The 26,969-nt window shown below is 40.1% G+C and carries 18 protein-coding genes and 1 pseudogene; 1 reads left to right on the top strand and 18 read right to left on the bottom strand.

Annotated features, from left to right (window positions below):
- Nucleotides 1–19 precede the first annotated feature (19 nt).
- The 16 genes from whiA to HT724_RS00715 all read right to left on the bottom strand — a co-directional run bounded on the left by whiA (nucleotide 20) and on the right by HT724_RS00715 (nucleotide 21,034).
- A complete protein-coding gene (gene whiA / locus HT724_RS00790) occupies nucleotides 20–931 on the bottom strand; it encodes a DNA-binding protein WhiA (RefSeq protein WP_173270191.1) in 912 nt (303 codons plus the stop codon).
- Nucleotides 928–1,905: a YvcK family protein gene (locus tag HT724_RS00785; protein WP_173276344.1), complete on the bottom strand. Its 978-nt coding sequence runs from the start codon at nucleotides 1,903–1,905 to the stop codon at nucleotides 928–930. The genes whiA and HT724_RS00785 overlap by 4 nt, the downstream gene beginning before the upstream one ends.
- Nucleotides 1,902–2,792, bottom strand: coding sequence for an RNase adapter RapZ (rapZ, locus tag HT724_RS00780; protein ID WP_020903049.1), 891 nt, complete (start codon nucleotides 2,790–2,792; stop codon nucleotides 1,902–1,904). Before rapZ ends, HT724_RS00785 begins: the two co-directional genes overlap by 4 nt.
- Before the next feature lie 51 nt (nucleotides 2,793–2,843).
- Nucleotides 2,844–3,224: a RidA family protein gene (locus HT724_RS00775; protein WP_001140420.1), complete on the bottom strand. Its 381-nt coding sequence runs from the start codon at nucleotides 3,222–3,224 to the stop codon at nucleotides 2,844–2,846.
- Nucleotides 3,225–3,234: 10 nt separating this feature from the next.
- Nucleotides 3,235–3,822 (bottom strand): ribosome biogenesis GTP-binding protein YihA/YsxC, encoded by a 588-nt coding sequence (yihA, locus tag HT724_RS00770; RefSeq protein WP_000422605.1) that lies wholly within the window; start codon nucleotides 3,820–3,822, stop codon nucleotides 3,235–3,237.
- A gap of 8 nt (nucleotides 3,823–3,830) precedes the next feature.
- Nucleotides 3,831–5,063: an ATP-dependent Clp protease ATP-binding subunit ClpX gene (clpX, locus tag HT724_RS00765; protein ID WP_025169664.1), complete on the bottom strand. Its 1,233-nt coding sequence runs from the start codon at nucleotides 5,061–5,063 to the stop codon at nucleotides 3,831–3,833.
- A gap of 36 nt (nucleotides 5,064–5,099) precedes the next feature.
- The gene (locus HT724_RS00760; protein ID WP_050389337.1) at nucleotides 5,100–5,270 is read right to left on the bottom strand and encodes a hypothetical protein; all 171 of its coding nucleotides are present in this window, start codon (nucleotides 5,268–5,270) and stop codon (nucleotides 5,100–5,102) included.
- A complete protein-coding gene (locus HT724_RS00755) occupies nucleotides 5,270–5,776 on the bottom strand; it encodes a dihydrofolate reductase (protein ID WP_173276343.1) in 507 nt (168 codons plus the stop codon). The genes HT724_RS00760 and HT724_RS00755 overlap by 1 nt, the downstream gene beginning before the upstream one ends.
- Nucleotides 5,777–5,905: 129 nt before the next feature.
- Complete coding sequence (locus HT724_RS00750) at nucleotides 5,906–6,424, bottom strand: Dps family protein (RefSeq protein WP_137996072.1); 519 nt, start codon at nucleotides 6,422–6,424, stop codon at nucleotides 5,906–5,908.
- Nucleotides 6,425–6,922: 498 nt separating this feature from the next.
- On the bottom strand, nucleotides 6,923–8,413 hold the full coding sequence (gene lytC / locus HT724_RS00745; RefSeq protein ID WP_173276342.1) for a choline binding-anchored murein hydrolase LytC: 1,491 nt from the start codon (nucleotides 8,411–8,413) through the stop codon (nucleotides 6,923–6,925).
- 37 nt (nucleotides 8,414–8,450) lie between these two features.
- On the bottom strand, nucleotides 8,451–9,209 hold the full coding sequence (tpiA, locus tag HT724_RS00740; protein ID WP_000087893.1) for a triose-phosphate isomerase: 759 nt from the start codon (nucleotides 9,207–9,209) through the stop codon (nucleotides 8,451–8,453).
- Nucleotides 9,210–9,306: 97 nt separating this feature from the next.
- Nucleotides 9,307–9,984 (bottom strand): DnaD domain-containing protein, encoded by a 678-nt coding sequence (locus HT724_RS00735; protein ID WP_000221596.1) that lies wholly within the window; start codon nucleotides 9,982–9,984, stop codon nucleotides 9,307–9,309.
- 8 nt (nucleotides 9,985–9,992) lie between these two features.
- Nucleotides 9,993–10,937, bottom strand: a complete 945-nt coding sequence (gene metA / locus HT724_RS00730) for a homoserine O-succinyltransferase (protein ID WP_173276341.1) — start codon at nucleotides 10,935–10,937, stop codon at nucleotides 9,993–9,995.
- Between the two features lie 182 nt (nucleotides 10,938–11,119).
- Complete coding sequence (locus tag HT724_RS00725) at nucleotides 11,120–11,632, bottom strand: adenine phosphoribosyltransferase (protein WP_001049318.1); 513 nt, start codon at nucleotides 11,630–11,632, stop codon at nucleotides 11,120–11,122.
- 85 nt (nucleotides 11,633–11,717) lie between these two features.
- On the bottom strand, nucleotides 11,718–12,476 hold the full coding sequence (locus HT724_RS00720; protein WP_173276340.1) for a class I SAM-dependent methyltransferase: 759 nt from the start codon (nucleotides 12,474–12,476) through the stop codon (nucleotides 11,718–11,720).
- A gap of 452 nt (nucleotides 12,477–12,928) precedes the next feature.
- Entirely contained in the window at nucleotides 12,929–21,034 is an 8,106-nt protein-coding gene (locus tag HT724_RS00715; RefSeq protein WP_173276339.1) for a YSIRK-type signal peptide-containing protein, read from the bottom strand.
- 530 nt (nucleotides 21,035–21,564) lie between these two features.
- Here HT724_RS00715 and HT724_RS00710 point away from each other — a divergent pair.
- Nucleotides 21,565–21,820 (top strand): annotated as a pseudogene (locus HT724_RS00710) (ISL3 family transposase); the annotation flags it as partial.
- A gap of 63 nt (nucleotides 21,821–21,883) precedes the next feature.
- Here the strand turns inward: HT724_RS00710 and HT724_RS10130 are convergent.
- Together HT724_RS10130 and HT724_RS00700 are read right to left on the bottom strand one after the other, a co-directional pair.
- Entirely contained in the window at nucleotides 21,884–22,165 is a 282-nt protein-coding gene (locus HT724_RS10130) for a hypothetical protein (protein ID WP_240156705.1), read from the bottom strand.
- Between the two features lie 298 nt (nucleotides 22,166–22,463).
- Nucleotides 22,464–26,969, bottom strand: a 4,506-nt coding sequence (locus tag HT724_RS00700) for a ZmpA/ZmpB/ZmpC family metallo-endopeptidase (RefSeq protein WP_173293544.1), incomplete at its 5' end; no start/stop codon positions are given.

Here is a 26,969-nt window from a genome sequence, read left to right as displayed (position 1 = left end):
GCAAAACAAGAGCCTGGTTTTATAGTTCATCAGCTAATTTATTTATCTTTCTGAGTCTGTGATTGACACCACTTTTTGTAAGGGGATTGCTGAGGCTATCTGCTAACTGCTGGATAGAGTAGTCTGGGTGCTGAATCCGCAACTGCGCTACTTCCTGCAAATCCACTGGCAGATTTTCTAAGCCCATAATATCTTTGATTTTGCTGATATTGTTGATAGTCTTCATGCTGGCAGAAACTGTCCGAGCGATATTAGCTGTTTCAGCATTATTAGCCCGATTGAGGTCATTACGGGTTTCTCGCAAAATCTTTACTCTCTCAAAATCATCACGCGCCTTCATAGCTCCGATGACTATCAAGAAGTCCATAATATCTTCGGCACGCTGGAGATAGGTCACAACTCCCTTCTTGCGCTCAAGCACCTTGGCATCCAGTAAAAACTGCTGGAGAAGGGAGGCAAGCCCTTGCGCGTGGTCCAGATAAACAGAACTGATTTCCAACTGGTACTTACCTGATTCAGGGTCACGAATGCTTCCATTTGCCAAGAAAGCGCCACAGAGATAGGAACGACCTGCTTCCTCGTCCGATAAAATCTCCTCGTCAATACCTGTTTCCAGACCAAAAAAGGAGTCTGCCAAGTGCAAATCACTTAACAAGTCCTGCACCTTTTCATCTGTAAAAACGGTATAGACTCGATTCTTGCGAAGATTACTTCTTTGGTGGTGACGAATTTCCGATTTGATTTCATAGAAATGGAGAAATGACTCATAGAGGTGACGAGCCAGCTTGGCATTTTCTGTCACGACGGACAAGGTCAAGCCCGAAGTCGAGAGACCGATGCTACCAGACATCTTGATAATGGCAGATAATTCATGTCGGCTTAGATGGTGCTGACCTAAGATTTCTTCTTTTACTTCTACTGTGAAACTCATTTTCTCACCTGTATAATGCGCATCAACTCATCCACTAGCAAATCCCCATCGTGGAAGGCACCACCATTTTCCAGACGGAGGAAGTTGGATGAAATCACGCGCGGAACTTGCTTACAAAGACCTACAAAATCATGTTCGACCTGGACCAAGTATTCATCAAAACGGTTGGAATTCATGTATTCCTGAGGCACTTTTTCGATATTCACCAAGACAGTGTCGATAAAAGGTCGGCCAAGGTGACGATGCAAGACTTCCACGTGGTCACTATCTGTAAAGTGTTCTGTCTCCCCACGTTGGGTCATAATATTGCAGACATAGGCGATTTCTGCCTTGGTTTCCAAAAGCGCCTGCCCGATTTCCTTAATCACAATATTGGGCAAAATAGAGGTAAAGAGAGAACCAGGTCCGAGGACAATCATGTCACTTTCAAGAATGGTCTGCACTACTCGACGGCTAGCCAGAGGCGTATCATCGTTGAGGGTATTGGTCACATAGACGTGGTCAATCATACCTGGATGGTCTGCAATATGACTCTCTCCAGCCACCTCTGTCCCATCCTGAAAGACTGCGTGCAGGGTCAAAGGATGGTCACTGGAAGGATAAATCTTCCCAGTTGTGTGGAAAAATTTGCTCAGTAACTGCATGGCATTATAGGTCGAACCCTGCATCTCTGACAGGCCAGCGATAATGAGATTTCCCAGCGGATGGCCAGCAAAGGCTCCCGCATCTTCAGAAAATCGATACTGAAAGACTTTCTCATAAAACTTAGGCATATCCGACATGGCTACAAGGACATTGCGGAGATCGCCTGGCGGTGTCAACTGCTGCATATTTTTTCTGAGTTCACCTGATGAACCACCATCATCCGCCACCGTTACGATAGCAGCGATTTCCACATCTTTTTCCCGCAGACTTTTAAGAATGACGGGGATCCCAGTCCCTCCACCAATCACCGTTATCTTTGGTTTTCTCATGAACGGTTTACCGTTTCCTTTCTTCGGTCTTTGTCACGATGCCCTTCATTGACAGGCCAATTCTTGGATAAGTCCTGCGCCAAGCGTTTGGCAAAGGCTACACTACGGTGTTGTCCGCCCGTACAACCCATGGCAATGGTCAAAACGGACTTCCCTTCCTTTTGGTAACTTGGCAAAATCGGCTCAATCAAGGCCAATAAATGCTGATAAAAATCTTCTGACTCAGGATGATTCATGACATAGTCATAAACAGGTTCATCCACACCCGTTTGGTTTCTCAGCTCTGGAAGGTAATATGGATTTGGCAAAAAGCGCACATCAAAAACCAAGTCTGCATCAATTGGGATTCCATATTTAAAGCCGAAAGACATGACTTCGATACGGAAAGACTGGGCTTGTTCTTGATCTGAAAACTGCTCTGCAATGGTTTTACGCAGCTCACGAGGAGTGAGTTCAGTCGTATCCACCACATTTTGGCTCATATTTTTTAAAGGTGCCAAAAGTTCACGTTCCAACTTTATTCCATCCAAAATCCGTCCATCTGCAGCTAATGGGTGACTCCGTCTGGTTTCCTTGTAACGAGCGACCAATTCCTTATCAGCTGCATCCAAAAAGAGAATTTTAAAGTCCAGTTCTTCCTTGTTTTCCAACTCATCCAAAACAGCTTGAATCTCTGAGAAGAAAGAACGGCTACGCATATCTACTACCAAGGCCAACTTATGGTCGTCTTCCTTTGTTTCCACCAACTGCAAAAACTTAGGCAAGAGAGCTGGTGGCATATTATCAATAGTAAAATAACCCAAATCTTCGAAGGACTGAATGGCTACAGTTTTGCCTGCACCACTCATTCCTGTCACAATCACCAAGTGAAGTTGTTTCTTTGTCATCTTTTTCTCCTTATATCAAAAGAAGTTTGGCAACACCAAACTTCAACTAGCTTATCCAATCTCTGCGATGACTTCGATTTCGACTTTTACATCACGAGGAAGACGAGCTACCTCTACTGCTGAACGAGCTGGAAATTCCTCTTTAAAGGCCGTTTGGTAAACCTCGTTAAAAGGAACAAAGTCGTTCATATCGCTCAAAAAGCAAGTTGTTTTGACAACATGGTCAAAGTCAGTTCCTGCTTCTGCCAAAATAGCACCGATGTTTTTCAAGACTTGCTCTGTCTGTTCTTGAATCGTTTCTCCAACGATTTCTCCAGTTTCAGGAGAGAGAGGAACTTGACCACTAGCAAACAAAAGGTTGCCAACGATTTTTCCTTGAACATAGGGTCCGATAGCCTTTGGAGCTTTGTCTGTATGAATTGTTTTTGCCATTTTCTTTTCCTCACAATTTTTCTAAGATTGCATCCCAAGCCTCATCCATCCCTGCCTTGCTGACAGATGAAAAGAGGATAAAGTCGTCACTTGGGTCAAAGTTTAATTTCTTTTTGATTGCTGATTCATGCTTGTTCCATTTACCACGAGGAATCTTGTCCGCCTTAGTCGCCACAATGATGACTGGAATCTCATAATACTTGAGAAATTCATACATCTGCACATCATCTGCTGACGGGTCATGACGAAGGTCAACTAGACTGACTACCGCACGGAGATTTTCTCGAGTCGTTAGGTACTCCTCAATCATGCGCCCCCACTTTTCACGTTCCTTTTTGGAAACACGGGCATAGCCATAGCCAGGAACATCCACAAAGCGCATCTTGTCGTCAATGTTAAAGAAGTTGAGAAGCTGAGTTTTCCCAGGTTTCCCTGACGTACGAGCCAGATTCTTACGGTTCAGCATGGTATTGATAAAGCTGGATTTACCAACATTTGAACGCCCTGCTAGAGCAATCTCTGGTAGTTCATCCTGCGGATAGTGGGACTTATTAGCCGCACTGAGCAAGATTTCAGCATTGTGTGTATTAAGTTCCATAGTCACCTCTAGGCTGTTTCTAGGATTGGTTTATCCGTTCCATCGACAGCTTCTTTTGTGATGCGAACCAATTTCACATTTTCCTGACTCGGTACTTCAAACATGACATCTAGCATTGTTTCTTCGATAATCGAGCGAAGACCACGCGCCCCTGTCTTCCGTTCGATGGCTTTATTAGCAATCTCTTGAAGGGCTTCGTCATCAAATTCCAACTCAACATCATCATAAGATAGCAAGGTTTGGTATTGTTTGACCAAAGCATTTCTTGGCTCTTTCAAGATGCGAACCAGGTCATCAACAGTCAATTGCTCAAGAGCTGCAAAAACAGGCAAGCGTCCAATCAACTCAGGAATAATCCCGAATTTTTGAATGTCTTCTGCGATGATTTCTTGCATGTAAGAGCTGTTTTCATCAATCGCCTTGTTATTTTGACCAAATCCGATGACTTTTTCACCCAGACGTTGTTTGACGATTTCTTCAATGCCATCAAAGGCACCACCCACGATGAAGAGGATATTTTTGGTATCCACTTGAATCATTTCTTGTTGCGGATGTTTGCGTCCACCTTGAGGCGGCACGCTAGCAACGGTTCCCTCGATAATCTTGAGAAGAGCTTGTTGCACCCCTTCACCAGAAACATCACGTGTGATAGACACATTCTCACTCTTCTTGGCAATCTTGTCAATTTCATCCACGTAGATAATGCCACGCTCTGCACGTTCAATGTTAAAGTCAGCAGCCTGTAGGAGTTTGAGAAGGATATTTTCCACATCCTCACCCACATAACCAGCCTCAGTAAGAGCTGTCGCATCCGCAATCGCAAAAGGCACGTTCAAGCTCTTAGCCAAGGTCTGGGCAAGGAAAGTTTTCCCTGAACCAGTTGGGCCAATCATCAAGATGTTTGACTTCTGCAAATCCACATCTTCTGACTCTTCACGCGTATCGTGGAAATTGATGCGTTTGTAGTGGTTGTATACTGCTACTGCTAAAGCACGCTTGGCACGATCTTGACCGATTACATAGTGATTCAAGATATGGAGGAGTTCGATTGGTTTTGGAACTTCTGACAAGTCTGCTAAAACTTCCTCAGCCAACTCCTCTCGAATGATTTCCTGAGCCAACTCCACACATTCATTACAGATAAAGGCGTTGTTCCCAGCGATTATTTTTTGTACTTCTTCTTGGCTTTTGCCACAAAATGAGCAATAAACCATCATATCATTATTCCTAGTTGTAGGCATGATTTCCTTCCGTTCTATTCTATACTGTCATTCTATCTAAAATAAGGTCATGTAAAAAGCATGGATACTATTGACCAAATTGGTAAATGCATTTAACCAGAGCAGGACAGAAAGTCCATAGCGCTTTTTACGAAAAGCCTGTGCTCCTGCCAGAAGGCAGATGAAACACAGAAAAGCCGTGAATAAACCAAATAAACTACGTTCCATTAGACTTCCTTTCTCTTGCGGTATTGGATGGTAAAATCATAAGGATTTTTCTCATCTTTGGCGTAAAATTTGCTTGAAACTGTCTCAAAAAGAGATAAGTCAAACTCCTCAGGTAAATAGGTATCCCCCTCCACCCGAGCATGAATGTGAGTGACAATCACTTCATCCAAATAGGACTCAAAAGCCTGAAAAATCTGCTTCCCACCGATAATGTAGAGATTCTTTTCTTGAGCCTGATACCAGTCCAAGACAGACTGGACATCGTGAAAAGTAGCAACCCCGTCTATCTTTTCTTCAGAATTACGCGTCAAAATCAAGGTCTCCCGTTGTGGAAGCAAGCGACGCCCCATCCCATCAAAGGTCACACGTCCCATCAAGATAGCATGATTCAGGGTTGTTTCTTTGAAGTGTTGCAGTTCTGCTGGCAAATGCCAAGGCAGACGATTGTCTTTCCCAATCACACCCTCTTCATCCTGGGCCCAAATAGCTACGATTTTCTTAGTCATGCTTCCATCCTTTTTACTGATAGTACTATTCTATCAAAAAACTCAAAAAAAGACTGGTTTGGAATAGCTTACAAAATAGAAAAAATCTGTAAGAAATTTCCTACAGATTTATCTATGTTGCCTTGTTTCTTACAAACCAGGTGCTTGTCCAAGTTCTGCCGCAAGCATCCAAACTGTTTTCTCAAGTTCAGCCTTAGCACCAACAAAAATATCGTTTGTAACATCATCGCCTTCTTCGTCAGTCACATCCAACGCTTTTTGGAAAAGAGTGATGAGGTAGCGATAAATAGCTAGAACACGTTCCAAGCTTTCTTCAACATTACGGTATTCACCAGCTTCTTCTTCGATTTCACTATTTTGAAGGAATTCTGTCAATGTAGAGAATGGGCTTCCACCGAGTGTAATCAATCGTTCACTGATTTCATCTAAATGACCATCAAGAGCATCCATGTACTCATCCATTTTTGGATGCCATACCATAAAACCGCGTCCACGCATATACCAGTGTACTTGGTGCAAAGCAACGTGGGCTACGTACAAATCAGCAACAGCTTGGTTCAAAACTTCCTTTGTTTTTGCCAATACTACTGGCGCTGCTTTTGTTAATGTTGCGACATCTTTTGCTGCTTCTTTTTTCAATTCTACCATTTTATTTTACCTCATTCATTATTTTTATGTAACCACTTCTTAATGATTACTACCTTAGTATACTACTAAGGAAAGACAATAGCAAGCCAAATGACCCATATGAGAAAAGTTGCAATAGACTGATAATTTAAGAATCTTTAGAAGACGAAAAAGAGGTCTGGATGCTTACAGTCCATGGAAATCCATCAGCAAACTAGGAAGCCAAACCCAGCTTGACCAAAGCACAAGTTTTGAGGTCGCAGGTAGAACTGACCAAGCTGATGTGGCTTGAAGAAATTCCCCAAGACTATAATAGATTGAAATAAGATGGAACCAAGTCGATTAGGAAAGACAAATGAATTTCTAAAAATGTTTTAGCAACCGCAATGTCCCGGTCTATATTCAATCTACCATATAATATTTATTTCCTAGCAAGATCTTGAATTTACTCGAGGATAAATTATCATAAAACAAAGAAAAAGAGGGTGCTACTATCACATCCCTCTTTCAAATCATCGCTTAATACCAAACGCTGACATCTACGCGCCCTTGGATTCCTTTCATGTATTCAGAAGAGGTATACTGCCAACCCTTTTCTCCTGAATAATGAGGATTTTCCCATTCTAAAGCATTGGTATAGGCCGCTACCCAGTTTACATGTTTTAAAATATCTGGGTGTTTTAAACGCGTCTGTAATAAACTACGATAGCTATAGACATACACATTTTGATAACCCGCCTGCTTCATCGTCTCCATGTACTTGTTGATAATCTTAACCCAAGTACCTGTATCACTCGGAGCACGCTTACTTTTATTCACATACTCCCAGTTCTCAACATCATAGTAGATAGGGTAAGACAGGTTCATATTGTATTTCTTCAGAAGTTCAATGGTCTGTTCAGCGTCATTCTCAGCATCGGTCTCATTTTCAGCATAGGTATAGAGATAGACACCATAAGGAATTCCCAGACGATTTAACTCCTTAATGTTATGCGCCAATTCCTTGTCTTCTTTACCGCTATAACCTAGACGAACAATGACACCATCTACTTCATTTTCATCAATAACCTTTTTCCAATCATTGATACGGCCATTGTGCTCACTAATATCAATAACTTTCTTAGCATGTTCGGTTCCAACTTGCTCTTCTCTATTATTAAAGAAATAGCGTTTACCATCTCTGTGAACCCAGCCGACATTCAAATCTTTCTTTTCTTTGAGCTCACCAGAGGCCGCAAAGATATAGCGAGCACCATCCATAATCACTTCGTCAGTCGCCATGGCACCACTTCCAGTCAAATAGTAGTTTCCTTGCCACTCATTCCGAGCCATATAACCCCACTTCTTAAAATAGTACCATTTACCGCCCACTTTTTGCCACTCTTGGTTGGCATAAGTTCCATCGGATTTTAGATAAAAATAAGCAGAATAAGCCGGATCATAAAGCCATTCATTTTGCATCATGGCACCTTGACCATTCAAGAAATAACTTCCTTGCCATTGGCTTTTAGCCATGTAACCCCACTCCTTGAAGTAATACCACTTATTTCCAAGCAATTGCCATTCTTGATGAGCATAAGCCCCATCTGACTTGAGATAAAACCAACTCTTGTAATTACTGTCATAGATCCACTCGTTTTGGGCCATATATCCACCTGATTTCAGGTAGTAATTTCCATGCCATTCATTCTGCGCGTAACGACCATCTGAATTAATATAAAACCAAGCCTTATAGTAGTTGTCAAAAATCCATTCACTTTGAGCTTTAGAACCATCAGCCTTTACATAATAATCCCCATCCCAGTGGGCAGAGACACTGTTTCTCTGTTCATTGCTACTAGTTGATGAAGTTCCTGTTGATAGACTAGATTTTTCTGAAACTGTGCTTCCACTTGTTTCATCTGCCGCAATTCCTGAAACTCTTGCGCCAAGTAAGCAAAGACTTGCTAGCCCTATACATACAAATTTTGTTTTCAATCTTTCCTCTCCTATAAAAAATGGAACAGGCACCTGAATGCTGTTCCACCTAGCTTTTGCTACTTACTGATTATTTTACAAAGTCAAGCAAAGCCAAGAAGCTTTCAGCTTCAAGTGACGCACCACCTACAAGGGCACCGTCAACGTCTGGACAAGCCATGTATGAAGCAACGTTCTCAGGTTTAACAGAACCACCGTATTGAACACGAACTTTGTCTGCCACTTCTTGACCAAAGTCAGCAGCTACAACGTCACGAACAACTTTACACATTTTTTGTGCATCGTCTTGTGAAGCTGATTTACCAGTACCGATAGCCCAGATTGGCTCATAAGCGATAACTGATGCAGCAACTTGTTCAGCAGTCAATCCAGCCAATGCAGCAGATACTTGAGCACCTACGAATTCAGCTGCTTTACCAGCTTCGTAAGTTTCAAGTGACTCACCACAACAGATAATTGGAAGCATACCGTTTGCAAAAATTGCTTTTGCTTTTTTGTTAATATCTTCGTCAGTTTCATGGAAGTAGTCACGGCGTTCTGAGTGACCGATAACAACGTAGTCAGTACCGATTTCTTTCAAAACTTGTGGGCTAGTTTCACCAGTGAAAGCACCTGCATTTTCAAAGTAGCAGTTTTGAGCAGCAACTTTAAGGTTTGAACCTTTTGCAGCAGCAAGAACAGTTGTCAAATCAAGAGCTGGAGCAGCGATACCTGCTTCCACAAGATCTGATGAAGGAAGTTTTGACGCAACTGCTTCAACGAATGCTTTAGCTTCTTCTGGATTTTTGTTCATTTTCCAGTTACCAGCGATAAATGGTTTACGTGACATTTCACATACCTCTTTTTTCAATTTATTTTCTATTTATTTTATCACAATTAAACACAGCTTGCAAATCTTACTCGGATTTCAAGCCTGCTTGCATGGATTAATCCTTCCAGAGATCCATAGCATTTCTGAAATCTGCAGATACCTGTGTCAACTGAGGATTGCTTGCTTCTCTTTCTGCCCGCTTAGCCTCGATTTGAGCCACACTTTTGATCCCTTCATGGCGCCAGTTTCTCAAAATCGCCTGAATGTACTTCCAGTTTGCTTTTCCATTTAAAACAGCTTCACGAAGAGCCTCCTTAATCAAGTCAGCACTGGTCCCATCTTCCTTTAGTGTCTTGGTCAAATCCTCAATCTCAAAAGGTGTCAACAAGCGTCCCAACTCCTGCTGGAAGGTTTCTACCAAATCCTTAAGCTGATTTTGAGGTGTCAACTGGTCTGAACTTGAATGAGCGACTCCAAGCAAGTCATCCAAACGTTCCAAAGCCAAACTAGCATCAAAAAGCAATTCGATTTCGCCATTTAATTCGATAGTACGGTACTGAAGCAGTCCCCTCTCCGTCAGATTGGAAATGGACTGGTTGACATCCGAAATTTCCTTGCCAATCCTTTCAGCAATCTGGCTTGGCGACATTTCTTCCAAACCTGTCGTATTTTGCAAATAGAAAAATTGCCAGACCAGAAAATCGTCGCTAGAAGGAAAGAGTTCCTTAAAATGCAAGAGAAGGGCACTCGGTAAAACCAAGTTCCCTGATTTAAAAGCGTCTAAATATGTCATAATTCCTCTTATAAATACCCAAATGCGGATGCATCATCTTCTATTTTTCTCCAGTCAAAAGGCGTCTCCTGATAGACCGCATAGTTCACCCAGTTACTGAAAAAGAGGGCTGCCGATGAAGACCAACAAAGACAAGGGGTCTGATTAACATCATCATCCTTAAAATAATTTTCTGGAATATGAGGAGCTAAACCTGCATCACAATCTCTGAAATACTCTTTTGCCAAGGTATCACGGTCATATTCCAAATGCCCAAAACTATAAATTTCTCGCAAATCACGACTGGCCAAAATAGAAACCCCAACCTGAGGTCCTTCTGATAAAATCTCGAGATTGGTTCTGTTTAAGATCTCTTCCTTAGAAATCTCCGTGTGACGTGAATGAGGGGATACATAGCTATCGTCAAAGCCTCTAAAGAGAAGGTGCCCTTCTTTTAAAGCATCCTGAGGATAAATACCTGATAACTTACTGTCCATCTGGTATTTTTCCACTCCATAACGCAGATAGAGTCCTGCCTGAGCCCCCCAACAGATATGAAGTGTCGAATAGACATGGGTCTTGGACCACTCGATTACTTGACTGAATTCCTCCCAATAGTCCACTTCCTCAAATGGTAAATGCTCAACTGGAGCACCCGTGATAATCATCCCATCAAAATACTCGTCCTTGACTTCAGGAAAAGTTTTATAAAATGTCTCCATGTGTTCTGAACGAGTTGTTTTAGAACGATGGCTCTCCATATAGAGAAAATCAATATCCAGTTGTAGGGGTGTATTGGCCAAATGGCGCAACAACTGGGTCTCTGTGACCATTTTCTGTGGCATGAGATTTAAAATTAAAATCTTCAAAGGACGGATATCTTGGTGGGCCGCACGTTGATCATCCATGACAAAGATATTCTCTGTCCGTAAAATCTCAACAGCTGGTAATTTTTTATCAATTCGAATCGGCATAACCCTCTCCTAACTGTACTCTTTCAGGAATCATTGCATATGTTTGAAGCCAAATCTCAAACATCTAGTCCTTTTATTATACTGCAAGAAGATATAGTTTTCAATTATACTTTTTCTCTAACTAGCTATAGTCTATTTTTATATCCTAATGTAGAGAAAACAGCCCTAGGGACTGTTTTTCATTAATAATGCATCAAAACTTTGTAATCGTAGTCACCGATTTTTTCACGGCCGTTCAATTCATCCAATTCAACAAGGAAGGCACAACCTGCTACAACACCACCAAGTTTTTCAATCATCTCGATAGTTGCCTTAACAGTTCCACCTGTTGCCAAGAGGTCATCTACGATAAGAACACGTTGACCTGGCTTAATAGCGTCAGCATGCATAGTCAAGGTATCAACACCGTACTCTTTTTCATAGTCAGCAGAAATAACTTCACGTGGCAATTTACCTGGTTTACGAACAGGTGCAAAACCAATTCCCAACTCAAAGGCAACTGGACAGCCCACGATAAATCCACGAGCCTCAGGACCTACAATCATGTCAATTTTCTTGTCAGTCGCATACTGAACGATTTCACGAACAGCGTAGCTATAAGCATTCCCATCAGCCATCAAAGGACTAATATCACGGAAGGTAATTCCTTCCTTTGGATAATTTTCAATTGTTGCAATGTAATCTTTTAAATTCATCTTTTTCTTTCTTTCAAAGTTTTTACTCTCTATTATAGCATATTTTTTAAGAAAGAAAAAAGGAAAAGTTAACTTCAATAATTATCTAACGATTTGACGATTTATAACTAGCCATAGCAATAAAGCCCAAGTTCTGTTTATTCTTAGCAAACATTTTATACATCGTTAAAAACTGCTTTCTATTCTCCTTTTTACAAGCATTTACACAAATTTTCAAGGTTCCTAGCCAACCTTCGTCATAAACCATACCTGATAATTTCATTAATGTCATTTCACCAATCAATACTTTCACATCACGATAACCTGATTCTATCATCACCTGTTCCCAACCATCTTGAGTTAAAGGACCTACATTTACATGAATTGCTTGTGATAATTCCTGTCTGACAGACTCTTTAGCTTCCTTAAGAAGCACATCATGTGTCAAGAGAAGACCTTCAGGTTTTAAAACCCTTAGATATTCCATTACACATTTCTTCTTAGCTTGATCGGCTTGCATAGTCAGCATAGCTTCATTTATAACAATATCAAAACTAGCATCTTCATAAGGAAGTTTCATTGCATTAGCTCTTTCAAAACTGATTAAGTGAGCAACACCTGCTGTTTCAGCAGATTTTTTAGCCACTTCTAAAGCTTGAGCATCCATATCAACAGCAGTTATCTTACAACCAAAACGCTGTGCCAACTCAATTGCTGTAGTTCCCCTATTACACGCAACCTCTAGTATTCTCTTTTCTTTTGAAAATTCTCCTTCCGCAATTAGCCAATCTGTGGCACGTTTTCCACCTGGACGTAAGCGTTTTTTCCCCAGTTTCGCTAAAAACTTATGACCTGCTTCTGACATTTGAACACCTCTGTTTTTTCTTCATTATAACATAAAATTATATTATCTGATAATTCTAATCTATTATTTGATAAACTAGACTCAAAAATATATAGTCTGCCATGACTATAGCATAAATCTATTAGTCATCTCTCTAGTTCGAATTCAACTCCTCCCATCATTTACACATTCAGGTTACGACTATTTTTGTACTTTGGAATCGCTCTCATCTTCATCCACTCTACGAATCTCCACCTTTCTGTTCGTAGAGCCACGATTTCGCTATCCCTTCTTCTGCCGATTCTTATTTCCAGCGTCAGACTTGAGAATCGCTAACAGCTTTACTAGTATATAAAACCCACAATCCAGATGTAGGACATGCTCGTTATACAGAAAAAAAGCTGACGAATCATTCGATTCATCAGCTTTAGAGATGATCTGCTCATTGCAAACAAATCATATCATTAGAAAGATTAGTCTTCTTTCTTCTTGCGAGTCACAAGTCCAAATCCACCTAGGGCTCCAAGAAGTCCAAGTGCTGCAAGACTAGCGTTAGCTTCTGTACCTGTGTTAGGCAATTCTTTTTGACCATCAACATATTTAGGTGTTGCTGGCATTTGAGGTTTAGCTGGCTGTTCAGGCATTGCTGGAGTAGCTGGCTCTACCGGCTGTACTGGTTTTTGAGATTGAATCTTACGGTAAACATTACGAACATTTCCATTTGCGTCTGTTTCCGTACGGACTAGTTCATAATTTTCTAATGGTTTTCCTGGATGTGAACCATTTTCATCCGGAATGATTAATACTCCTTTTTCGTCTACATAAGTTGTGATGACTTTGTATTCAAATGGTGTTGGAGTAGGCGTTGGTGTAGGTGTTGGAGTTTTAACTTTTTCGTATACGTGTTCAACATCTCCATTTGGTAGTTTCTTAGTCTCTACGAATCTGTATCCTGGAATGTCTTTCTTATCAACTGTTCCTGGTTCACTTGGATATTTAGGAATTTCGTTTCCTTCTTTATCCTTGAATGATGTCTTAACTTTTTCGTAGATGTGCTCTGTATCACCATTTGGTAGTTTCTTAGTCTCTACGAAGTGGTATTCTGGAATGTCTTTCTTATCGACTGTTCCTGGTTCACTTGGATATTTAGGAATTTCATTTCCTTCTTTATCCTTGAACGACGTCTTAACTTTTTCGTAAATATGCTCTGTATCACCATTTGGTAATTTCTTAGTCTCTACGAAGCGGTATTCTGGAATGTCTTTCTTATCGACTGTGCCTGGCTCACTTGGATAGTTTGGAATTTCCTTACCTTCTTTGTCTTTAAAGAAAGTTGTTACTTTTTCGTAGATGTGTTCTGTATCACCGTTTGGCAACTTCTTAGTCTCTACGAAGCGGTATTCTGGAATATCTTTTTTATCGACTGTTCCTGGTTCACTTGGATATTTAGGAATTTCATTTCCTTCTTTATCCTTGAATGATGTCTTAACTTTTTCGTAGATGTGCTCTGTATCACCATTTGGTAATTTCTTAGTCTCTACGAAGCGGTATTCTGGAATGTCTTTCTTATCAACTGTTCCTGGTTCACTTGGATATTTAGGAATTTCATTTCCTTCTTTATCCTTGAATGATGTCTTAACTTTTTCATAGATATGCTCTGTATCACCATTTGGTAATTTCTTAGTCTCTACGAAGCGGTACTCTGGAATATCTTTCTTATCGACTGTTCCTGGTTCACTTGGATATTTAGGAATTTCGTTTCCTTCTTTATCCTTGAATGATGTCTTAACTTTTTCGTAGATATGCTCTGTATCACCATTTGGTAATTTCTTAGTCTCTACGAAGCGGTATTCTGGAATGTCTTTCTTATCGACTGTTCCTGGTTCACTTGGATAGTTAGGAATTTCCTTACCTTCTTTGTCTTTGAAGAAGGTACTTACTTTTTCGTAGATGTGTTTTGTATTTCCTTTTTCATCAATTTCAGTTCTAACAACATTGTATCCTGGGATTGATTCTGAAGGTTTAGCGCCATCTTTAGATGGAAGTAAATCTGTTTCTTTGCCATCTTTTTCGATAACTACATATCTAGTATCTGGGCGAACTGTTGGAATATACTTAGCAGTTACTGGTGTTCCGTTCGTATCAACACGTTTAACCGTTACTCCTGCAGCTTTTCCTACGAAGTTTGGTTCTGGAGTGAATGTTACTTTTCCATTTTCATCGATTGTGTATGTTCCTTCGTTTGGTACTTTCTTCGTTGTTGTTCCATCATCGAATTTTGGTTTTACAGCTTCATCGATTTCTACTGGCACTTCTTTCCCGTTGAGTGTTACTTTTCCACCTGTAAATGTTGGTGTTCCTTCTTGAGATTGTCCTTTTGGACCTTCTGATTCAGCATCTTTAGAAGTTGGTGACACTGGAATTACTACTGGTGTGTATTTAGCTGTTACTGGTGTTCCGTTCGTATCAACACGTTTAACTGTTACTCCTGTAGCTTGTCCTGTAAATGTTTTTTCTGGTGTGAATGTTACTTTTCCAGTCTCATCGATTGTGTATGTTCCTTCGTTTGGAACTGTCTTCGTTGTTGTTTCATCATCGAATTTTGGTTTTACAGCTTCATCGATTTCAACAGTTTTTTCTTGACCGTTAATCGTTACTTTTCCACCTTTAAATGTTGGCGTTCCTTCTTGAGTTGCACCTTGAACATTTGTTGTTACTACATCTGAGCTTGTTGGTGTTGCTGGTCTTACAACTGGTGTGTACTTAGCTGTTGCTGGTGTTCCATTTGTATCTACACGACGTACATCAATTCCTGCAGTTTTACCTGTGAATGTTTTTTCTGGTGTAAATGTTACTTTCCCAGTCTCATCAATTGTGTATGTTCCTTCGTTTGGTACTTTAACAGATTTTTCGTCTGTAGGTTGTTTAGTCGCAGGATCGATTAATTTAGCTGGTACGTTGTTATCTAATGGAACTTCTACTTCTGTACCGTTAACAGTTGCTTTCCCTGTTATGAATACTGGAGTTGCTTCTTGCGTTGCACCTTGGACATCTTCTGTTACAGAGTCTGTTGCTGTTGGTGTTACTGGTTTAACTGTTGGTGTGTACTTAGCTGTTGCTGGTGTTCCATTCGCATCTTTTGCTTCAACTGTCGCTGGTACTGGTGTTCCTGCGAAATCTTTATTTGGTGTGAATGTTACTTCTCCAGTGGTTGGTTTGATTGCGTATGTTCCAACTGTATTTCCTTTAGCGTCTTTTGCTGGAATTGTTGTTTTATCTGTTGGATTTCCAGTTTCTGGATCTACTAATTTCGCTGGTTGGTCTGCATCAATCTTCATTGGAACTTTGTCACTACCTTGAGTGAATGTTGGTGTTCCGCTTTGCTCAGCACCTTGAATTCCTTCTGTTGCTACAGGTGTTCCTGTTGGTTTGATTGGCGTAATAGTTGGTGTGTAAGTTGTTGTAACTGTCGTTCCATTTGTATCTGCCGCTTGAACAGTTACTGGCTGAACAGCTCCTACATAAGTTTTGTCAGTTGGTGTGAATACAGCTATAGCTTTTCCATCTACATTCTTAACTGTAAATTTACCTACTACTTTTCCATTTGGATCTTTTGCTTCTACTTCATCAGCTGGTTGTCCATTTTCTCCTAGTACCTTATATGATAAAGGATCGATTGCTGCTGTTTTTTCAGTTCCATTAACATCCGCTTTACCTGGTACGAATGTTACTTCTTTAGATTGTTCTACACCTTGTACATCTGTTGATGTAGCTGGATCTGCTGTCGGTGCTACACCTACGATATGTGGTGTGTAAGTTGTTTTAACAGTTGAGCCATTTACATCTTCCGCTTGTACATTTGCTGGTAATACCTTACCTGTATAAGTTTTATCAGTCGGTGTGAATGTTACTGTGTTTGTTGCTGGGTCGATTGAGTATGTTCCTACTTGAGTAACTCCGTCCTCTTTATAAGCTGGTACTGTCGCTTCAGTCGGTACGCTTCCATCAGCATTTAATAACTTAGCTGAATTTTCTTTAAGCGCTACTGTTTTTTCTGTACCTGAAATTGTTGCTTTACCTGGAGCAAAGGCTACAACTCCTGATTGTACTTCACCTTGAATGTTTGTTGATTCTGCAGGTGTTGCTGTTGGTTTAACTCCTACGATTGTTGGAGTGTAAGTTGTTTTAACGGTTGTTCCATTTACATCTTCTGCTTGTACATTTGCTGGTAATACTTTACCCACATAAGCCTTATCCGTTGGTGTAAATGTTACAGTATTTGATGTTGGATCAATTGTATATTCTCCGACTTTGTTTCCATTTGCATCTTCAGCATTTACTGCAGTTCCTGCAGCTACTGGATTGCCTTGTTTATCAAGAAGAACTGCTGAATTATCTTTAATAGGTACTTCTACATCTCCTGCTGTGAATGTTGGTATTCCTTTTTGTGTTTCACCTTGGATTCCTGTTGAAGTAGCTTCTTTAGCTGTTGGCGTTACGCCTGTTACTGTTGGTGTGTATTTCCCTTTTGATGTAACTGGAACTTGATTTCCTTCTGAGTCAGTTGCCATTACGGATACCTGTACATTAACACCTTTACCCTCTCCTTTAAATGTTGGAAGTGGTTTAAATGTTACTACACCTGTTGTTGAATCGATTGAATACGTTCCTTCTCCTTCGACTTCAACTTCACCTTTTTCATTAGCACCTTCTAGTGAGTATGCCGCTGTTGCCCAGTCTACATTAGTTCTATCTGGAGTGTTAGCTGTTGTATTTAATTCAGAGAAGCGATCTTTTCCTGATTTAGAAGTTTGAGTTTGACCTTGTTTTCCTGTGGTTTCATCCTTAGAAGGTTGAACTCCATATACAGTCGGTGTATACGTGTTTTCTGTCGCTACTCTTACTTGACTTCCTGACTCATCGTTGAATGTTACAGTTGCTGAAACTTTCATCGGTGCAGCTGTTCCTACAAAGCCTTCTGCAGGAGTGAAGGTTACTTCACCTGTTGTTGAATCAACAGTGTACGTCCCTTCTTCAGTTGTTACAGATTCAACTTTTGTTCCTGTTTTTGGATCTACTAGTTTGTAATCTGATACAGTAGTTCCTTCTTTTCCATCATTGAAATTGTCGGCCATTGAGTCAGTTTGTTTTTGACCTTGAGCTCCTGATGATTTCTCTGATTCTGTTACTACGATGTAGTAAGTTGTTTCTGCTACTGCATCTTCTGTAACTTCACCAGTATTTGTCTCATCTACTGTTGGAGTTGTTACAACACCATTTGAATCTACTGCTCTTGCTGTTACTTTGTAACGTCCTTTTTGAGATAATACATAAGCGTTAGCTCTAGCTAGGTTTGCTTCTGCAGCTGTTTTAAGAGCTGTACGGGCTTTTTCTACCTCTTTTTCAGCTTCTAGAGCTGCATTACGTGTTGACTCTACTTCTGTATTTTTTGTTAAAAGATTTGCTTGAGCTTTTGCTAATTGTTCTTCTACAGATGCTTTAAATTCTTTAACATGCTTAAGTCTTCTATCTGCTAATTCTTGAGCTGTTGGAGAAATCGAACGTAGTTTTAAATTATCCAATGCTTTTTGCGCATCAGCTTCCATTCTTGACTGACGATCTAATAATTCTTGAAGATTTGCTAATTCGTTTTGAGTATCTTGTTGTTCTTTTACAGCTGTTGCTGCCGCTTTGGTTTTCTCAGCAGCTGTACGTTGTGCTTGAATATAAGCTGTTTCTTCTGTTTGTGCCCCATCAAAAGTAGTTACTGTACCGTCTGGTGCAGTTGCTGTTACTTTTGTTTTAATAGTATCAGAATCTGTTGCTGATGTTTTATCATCGATTGTATCCGCAAATGCTACATTTGCTTTAGTAGACTTAATTAAGTCTACTGTTGTACCTTTTGCTTCTGAATAACTTGTTGAAGTTCCTGTTGGTTTAGCATTTTGAATTGATGCTACATCAGTTGAACTAGCTTCACGATATGATACATAACCTTTGAATCCTGAATCCGTTTCAAGTTCCCATCCTGCGTTTGATTCTGTTGCTCTAACTGTTGAACCGTCAGATGCTATCCATCGTTTCGTCACTGAGTCATAATTTACAGTTACAATATTACCTTGAGTATTCGGTACTTGCACTTTCGGAACACTTGTAATTGTACGAGTAACATCTTTTACTTCAGTAACTTGACCTTTTTCACGAATTTCAGCAATCTTATCTACTAAATTAGTTGCATCAGAAGTTGCACTCCATTTACGAGTGAATTCATATACGATGTAATCAGTATCTCCGTTTGCTTTCGCATCAGTATAAACACGTCTTTCAGTTAATGTAGAAGTTCCATCACCATTGTTTACTAATTGATACGCATCTTCTGTTGGTAAATTATATTTACCTGTGGCACTGTTAAATGTTGCTGTGTATTCTTTATTATTTACACCTTTTACAGTATATACTTCACGTTGTAAATTAGCTTGCACTCTATCTGTAGTTGCTTTAGCCACAATACTATCAACACCAACGTATTTTGTAGATTCTGGAGTCACTGATAAGTTAAGAGTTGAATCTCCTGTTGTTGAAGCCACTCCTAACACCGCACCTTCTTGTAACGCAGTGTTTGTAGTACCTGCTGCAACTGTCCAGTTACCATCTTTAACTACAAGTTTTGTAACTGTTCCATCTGGCATTGTAATTTCAGCTTTGTTAGCACCTTTTGAAATTGTCACAGGTACATTTGTTGCATAAGCTTCAACATTCTTAACAGTAATCTTAGGTGCTACTGCGATTGTTATATTTTCATGAGCTTCTTGACCATACATATTCCAATCCTGATTTGTCGCATTGGTTGCATTATTATAATCTTTCGCATAAACAGTTGCTGTGAAAATTCCAGCTTCTGTTGCTGTTCCAGTAATATTTCCATTTTGTGGATTATAATTTAATCCTGGTACAACATCATTAATTGGTGTATCACTTCCTGTATATGTACCATTCAATGCTGTATGGGCTGTAATTGTACGCGGACCGCTCATGGTCTTCACCGTAGATCCATCAGCTGCAGTAAAAGTTGCTCCAATCGTTCTGGTAGGAGCAGTTTGTGAACCAGCAACAACTTTTTCCCCGTTTTCTGGTCTTCTACTGTCTGAATATACATATCCAGCTCTTTCATCACGACTCATTCCATCGTTATCGATGTACTTGATATTATGATTAACTTGATCACCTATTGTTACTAATTTTGATGTCCCTTGAATACGCGGTGCAGATGAATCTTGCCATCCTATCCATCCAGCCGTTAAGTCTTTGAAAGTAACTTTCTGAGTAGTTCCATTGTGAGATACAGTTACTTCATAGCGCATGTCATATACACCATTTTGAAGTTCAGATGCTATGTATCCTTCTACAGTATCTGTAGTTGAATTATAAGCTAACCCAGGTGGTAAGTTACTTAGATCAACTTTTGTAATTGTGTATCCTGCAGCAGTTGCCTCTGGTGATAAACTGAAACGTTCTGTTACATCCTTAAGATACACATAATGATTTCCTTGTTGATAAGTATACCCATAGATTTCTGTAGTTAGATACTCATAGGCACCTCTTGAACCGTAAACTGTACCCCCGTTATTGCGCCCTGTAACACGTGGCTTTCCAGTCCATAGACGAGCTTCCTCAGATATTTTTTGAGCTTCTGTTTTTGACAGAGGAATATCTGTACGTCCACTAGTAGCAGCTTTACCATTATTAGCCGCAGGCACATCAGTGTTCTCAGATTGATATCCACGAACATAAATTTTATAGTCGGCGTTATGATCTAGTACTCTATACGATTTACCTGTAGCTGTGGCAAACTCACCGTTTTCTTTTCTAAGTTCGGTAGATGCTAATGTATACCCTTCGTTAGCTGAACGTAAGTGTGAACCTTGGACTAGTTCTTTACCATTACGCTCATCTTTAGAACCTGTATTTTCAATTGCGTTTGACTCAGATTTTTTCTCTGTATTTTCTGCTTTTTTCCCTACAGTTTCTTTACCATTTGTAGTATCAACTGCTGGAGCTGCTTTTTTCTCAACTGGTTTGTTTTGTAGTTTTGAGTTTACAGTTGTTACAAGTTTGTTGTAAGCAGCTTTTAACTCATCTTGACTATTAGCACTTGAAAGAGCTGCTTTTGCCGCTTCCAAATCTGCATTCAAAAGAGCCAAACTTTCGTCTGTCGTGTTTGCATATTTGCCTGCAGCTATATTTTCTGCTACCTGGTTAACATAAGATTCTAATTGAGTCTTATCCAATTTCGGAGCTACTACTTCTTTCGGAGCTTCCTCTGCTTTAGTTTCTGGTTTAACTTCTGCAGCTTTTGTAGTCTCAGGTTTCGCTTCTGCAGTATCTTGATCAGTTTTTCCAGCTGGAGATGTTGCAGCTACTGATGCTTCTGCACCTTGAACTTCCGTTGCTGATACCGCACCAGCTCCAAGAAACATCAAACCAGCTGCAATTGCTACCGATGCTGCTCCAAAGCTATACTTCCGGATACCATAACGAATATATTTCTCCGTTCGAAAATCTTGTTGACCTCTCTTCATGAGATTCAACCTCCTTGATTTATTTTATTCGTGTTGATTTAAAGCATTAGGGCAAATAAAAAGCTCCCCCCCTTAAATTTTTTAGTAATATTAAGAGGAGAACATCTTAAAAAAGATTGTTATATGATTCTAAACACTATAGCTCATTATAACATTAACACTTGTTCCGTTCAAGTATTATAGCTGGTAATTATTGAGTTTGAATGAGTGTTTTTTAATTTTATTAGAAATCTTTCTATTTTTCATTAACGATGATCAATGCTTTAGTATAAAACCAATTTAAATACGCTTAAAGAGTATTGTATTGAAACACGTGCCCCTAAGAATAACAGCAGTAACTTAAATTTACCTTATAAGGAGATGTTTCGAAATCAAAAAAAGTTAAGACATAGTGTCTTCAACTTTTGGCTCCATAATATTTATAGCAGCTAAATCCCCTATAGAGATTATAGAGCCTATTTTGTTGTAGAAAAAAAGCCCCATAGGAGCTATCACGAAAAGCAACTAAACAACTCATTAGAAAGAATCAAATGGAACAAATACTTTTTATCACAAAATTACTGGACATTAAAGACCCTAATATCAAAATGATGGATGTTGTTAATAGAGTTTTACATAAAGAAATCATTGCTAAACTGGACTACGACGCCCCATCTTTCCCTGATTGCGGATGGAAAATGAAGAAATCTGACTTTCAAAAACTTTCTAAGTTTCTTTACCTTGAAACGACTTCTATGCTTAGCCGAATCCTTCAAATTTAAGCACTATCATTGCTTAAAAATGATGTGTCATAGTCTCCGGATAAATCTGAGCTAAGGCCTCTTCTCTTCTTTTTTTCCGATAGGCAATTCAGGAAACCAAGCAGAAGTAGAGCAATAGGGTGACTAGAATTCCCAATATCCTATAAGTTCTATCTAATAGTTTGCGGTAGCTTTGGGCCACTTTCCCTAGTGAATAGTGAGCCGCTAGGACGATATTTTCTGCCTTTGACTGACCATAGTCCGCCTGCTCCATATCCGAAAAAATATGAGGGACGAAAATCAGTTCTTTTTCTAAAAACCCTAACTTAATCAAGTCTTTCTTCCAATCAGGACGAAGCTGAGGACTCGATACAAGGTGAACATATTCCAAACCCAGATGTCGTGCGATACGGGCACGATAGACTTAGGGACTCTCAGAACCATAGCCATAGATTTCTTTGGCTAGATAATCGGGGACAATTCTCGACATGCTGTAGACTCTTTCTCTCTTATTTTCTGCTTACAAAGGAAAAACCACCCTCACAAAAAGGCAAGGGTGGTTCATCCGTTACAATGCTTGGGGATTTCCTAGCAAGTTCCCCCTCAAAAGAATTTTATGCTATTCTATCACAAAGACTGACCATCTGCAAGGCAGACTGTCTTAGACAGGATAGCTTGAGGGAGTTTTCTTATGATTTATAAATCGATTCTCTGAAATCATCTGTGCTACGTAGGTAGGCATTGTAGATTTTTTGTTTTAACAAGTGCACCCAACTTGCAGGAGCATGGCTTGTCGTACGATCAATGTTAGCCACATCTTTTGCCACTGCTTGATCGATGAGTTCTTGCATTTGGGCTGCTGAACGGATTGTAATCTCCTTGCTGCTGTTTGGTACACCAAGTTCGTACTGAATGGTAATTGGTTTCAACTGATCTTGCTTACGAATACGTTGATTAAACATATCCTTCTTGAAATCAGACCATGAAACGTATTTATTATCAAAGACATTTTTCAAGACGAGACTATCAGTGATAAGACCAACATCTTTTCGGTGCCAATCTGAATAGGTAATATCCCCATTTCGCTTAGCTTCTTCTGCATATTGGTTGGATACATATGGTAAGAACCCATCTTGGTAACCTTTTTCTGCCAACAATTCATAGGCTGTCTTTCTAAACATGATGTCACCAGGAGCACCCTTTGGATTGCTGAGGGCAGCATAAATCGGTGAGAACATGTTAATAAGATGATAGCCATTACGAGTATAGTCACTCTTATCACGGTAAGCCCGACGGTTGATGATATCATTGTCAATCAAGGCATCCAAACTAGTTAGTTTACTTACTTCAGCATCTGTCAATGGACGAACAGAGTTTCCTGCATGAGTTTGTTTATGGTACTTATCCTCAATGTAGAAATTCTCTATTTTTCTAAACCATTTTTTCTTGACATCATTAGACTTGGTTAAAATAGCATTGGCTTCCATAGCATCCAAGGTGTACAAGACATCGTACATACCGTGAACATACTCTTGCAAGGCTGCAGCTGATGTGAAGCGGCTTGTCGGGTCATAAGTATGCAAGCGAGTTAGTGAATCCTTATCTCCTTTATAGAGAGTATTCAAGACAATGGCATCCTTATCTAGACTGTCAGCAGATTGCAACAATCCCAAGGCATACAACTCTGCTCCCAATCCTTCACGACGACCTTTTCCTTCAAAGTAAATATGTCCGTCAGAATTATGAACCATTTCATGGGTGTAGACAGATGTCCCATATTTATCTAACAAGCGGTCGCTGACATAGTGAACCTCTGAACCGTTAGCATAGGCTCCAGCTCCTTTACTTTCCCCATACCACTTACCAGTTGGTCCAAAGAAGTTGTAGATCGAAGCAATGGCTTTATCAGACAGGGTAGCCCAGTAATACTTGCTATTGCTATCTTTCATACCAAAGCCGTCCGAAACCATGACTGAACGGAAGAGTTTTTCTTTGTATTCTGGTGAAAGGAGGTTGTACCAGATATCGTAGTGGTCTCGTTGCCATTCAGCTGACTGGTCGACCTTAGCACGGACATACTGACGGAGTTCTTCTCCGGATAAGACTGTATTATTGACACGGTCACGATAGCGTTCGTAGCCACCAAAGGCCAAGGTAGAAAGGTTTGAAATCACATAAACATCCTCTTCTGGCAATGTTAATAACGGTAGGAGCATGTTTTTTAATTTCCAACTTGGTGCCGTAATACGGTCATAGACTCCCAGCGTATATTTACTATCTGGTGTAGCTGACTCTTGTTTGGTACGCACTTCTGGAATAGCCGACTTACTCTCTACGATATAGGCCTTAGTATTTGTCTTCAACCATTCATTATTGGTTTTGGTTGGTAGGAAGAGTTTTCTGTAAGACTCTAATAAATCCGTCACTGTCTTACGACCTTTTGCAACAGCCAGGGTTGTTTCATAGGCACTTGGATTATTTGATGCCTTGAGATTTTCTATACCACTCTGACCTAGGGCAATGATAGTATCCAGGGTTGAAGCTGTGCTATTGCCATCAAAGTCAAACTTATAGGTATTGAGGTCCTTTGTATTGATGTGATTATAGTTGATATTGTACCAGCGATTGAGGTAGGTCAAACCAAGCAAGAAAGCTTCCTTGTTGTTCTTGATTTTTTCGCTGATGTAGGTTGCTACACTATCTCCCATCGTATTGATAGATTTGTCCATGGCTAGCACTTTACGGAGATGTTCGCCGATATTGGCCTTAACTTTTTCAAACTCTTTGTCCAAATATAGCGGATCAAGTGAAGTATCTGCCTCAATGCCAAGAACTCTTCTCATAGCTACTGAGTCATATTCGACTCCTTGCAAATCTGCTAGAACTTGATTGGTCACTTTCGTATAATCAGATAGAAAAGCCTCTGGCGTAAAGATAAAGTTTTTACTTGCTACGCTGTATTCTGCAATCTGTGTATTTTTGAAATCTTCTTTGTAGGTGACATCCAGATAGCTGATTGTATTATCAGCAAAATGCAACATAAGTTTATTGATAACTGCTTTATTGGCCTGAATATCTGTGATGATGTCATTGTCCTTCATTGGTACAACATCCAGCAATTCTGTAGTATAGAGCTTATCAGTAGGATCGACTTGATTTCCATAGTGAACCACTAATTCTTTGTTGTAGAAAGGCATCAATTTCTCAATATTGTGATAAGCAACTTTTCGACTAGCTTGGCCTTGGCTTAACTGAGTATAGTCCACATTTTGCTGATTATCCTTGAGTGTTTGACCTGTATCGTCTAGCCTCACTGTCATACCATAAGACTGAACTTTTTCTCTAGCCTGGTCTTGGGTGATTGGGGTCGCATAGAGATCTACTTTCCTATTCTCTACTGCAGTGCTGGCATCTTTGATGTCCGCTCCCCTGTACTGGTCTCCTGTGATGGCATAGCCGTCTCCAGTATTGACCATGCTAACGACATGATGGATACGGCCATTTTGCCATGTAGAACCAGCTATTCCTCCGACGCGTGGATAGGTTGTCGTATTGAGGATGGTTCCACTTGCTAGTGCATGGGAAACCAAAGCACCACTTTGAACTTTCCCTACAATACCTCCAGCAAGTTGGTCATTGTTGCGGGCATTGCTAGAAATACTTGCATCAACAGCTACCTTATCAATCTTAGCCTTATTACCAGATAAGAGTCCTGCTATACCTCCCACATAGTAAGGAGAAGAATCCGCATGTTTAGCCTGAATGCTACCTGTAAAGGAACTATTGGTTATTTCTGTATCTTGAGCCTTGGCTACCAAACCTGCAACTGACTTGCTACCTGTCAATTGACCTTCTACAGCTACATTACTAATCTGGCTGTTAGTAGCCAATTTTGCTAGGCTGGCTGTGTCTTCTTGACTCTTAATCGCTACCGCTTTAAGATCAATATCTTTCACAGTAGCCTTGGTCAAATTATCAAACAAGGCTGTTTTAAGGTCATAAATCGCAAACGGTTTTCCATCACTCGCACCGATAAGATTACCAGTGAAAGTTCCTGTCACATAGCTGGTTTGTCCCTTAGCTAAAGAAACCTCATCAGCTGTCATATCAGTTCCAAGTTTAAAGGTTCCAGCGAGATTATCCTGCATGGCAGCAATCAGTTTCTTGAAGGAAGTATAAACTCCATCCTCGGACTGTTTTTGCTTATCAACTGTGAAACTATAGTTATCCTTGTATGCCGAACCTTCTTCTTGAACCAGTTCATTAAAGGCAACGGTTACCTTGTATTTCCCGTCAGTTGTTTCCTTAATAGAGCTAACTGGTAGCAACATTTCCTTCATCTTGTCTGATTTGACTTTGACAAAATAAGGGGACAAATCGCTTGGTATTTCTGATAAATTCAAATAACGACGGTAGTGACCATCTTCCTTACCATAGAGACCAACTTCGTCTATATCTTTAATTTCAATTTTCTTATAGTCTAACTGAAAATCTTTCGTCGATACTTCTGTACTTTCCTGATCAGATTGACCTAGATTATAGGTTAGATAAGTCTTAATTGTATAAGGAGTATAGTAGTCCAAGCCATCAATCGTTTGCTGGACTGATGGATCTTTCAAATTCACTTCTTTGACCAATGTTCCATTTTGGTAAATTTGGGTCTTAGCCTTAACAAAAGCAGACGTTGGATCATCTAAGTGATAGTTGACTGCTACTGCTTTTTTGCTCTCCTCTTTAACAAGATTAGTGATTTCAACTGTTGGTTTGGTTTTAACAAGACTACCAACCTTGACAATCTCTTTGGTTGGCTCTAGTTCTGTACGTGAGATTTCCTTGCTGGCTTCTACCTTACCATCTACGAGATAATCTTCATACTCGATTGTACGTAAGCCATCTTTCCCTTTCTGAGCAATTTCTCGGCGATTTTTTAAGATAGTCGCATCTTCGATTTCTTCAGTTTCATGAGGAATAGTTTCTGTTACTGTACGATGACTACTTGTCAAAGGCAGTTCAGGGAGGGCCTCTGCTACAGGAGCCTCACCTTCGTGATCGGGCTCTTGCGTGCCTTGGGTACTGATTGGGCCTGTATAAGTCGGTGGTTCTGCTTGGACCAGAGCTTCGCCTTCATGACCTGACTCTTGCGTACCTTGGGTACTGATTGGGTCTGTATAAGTCGGTGGTTCTGCTTGAATCAG

Origin of the sequence: Streptococcus sp. k-402 (genome assembly GCF_013277515.1) — a bacterium.
Taxonomy (GTDB): domain Bacteria; phylum Bacillota; class Bacilli; order Lactobacillales; family Streptococcaceae; genus Streptococcus.
Note: the sequence above shows the minus strand (reverse complement) of the source record. Positions and strands in the feature narration are given on the sequence as shown.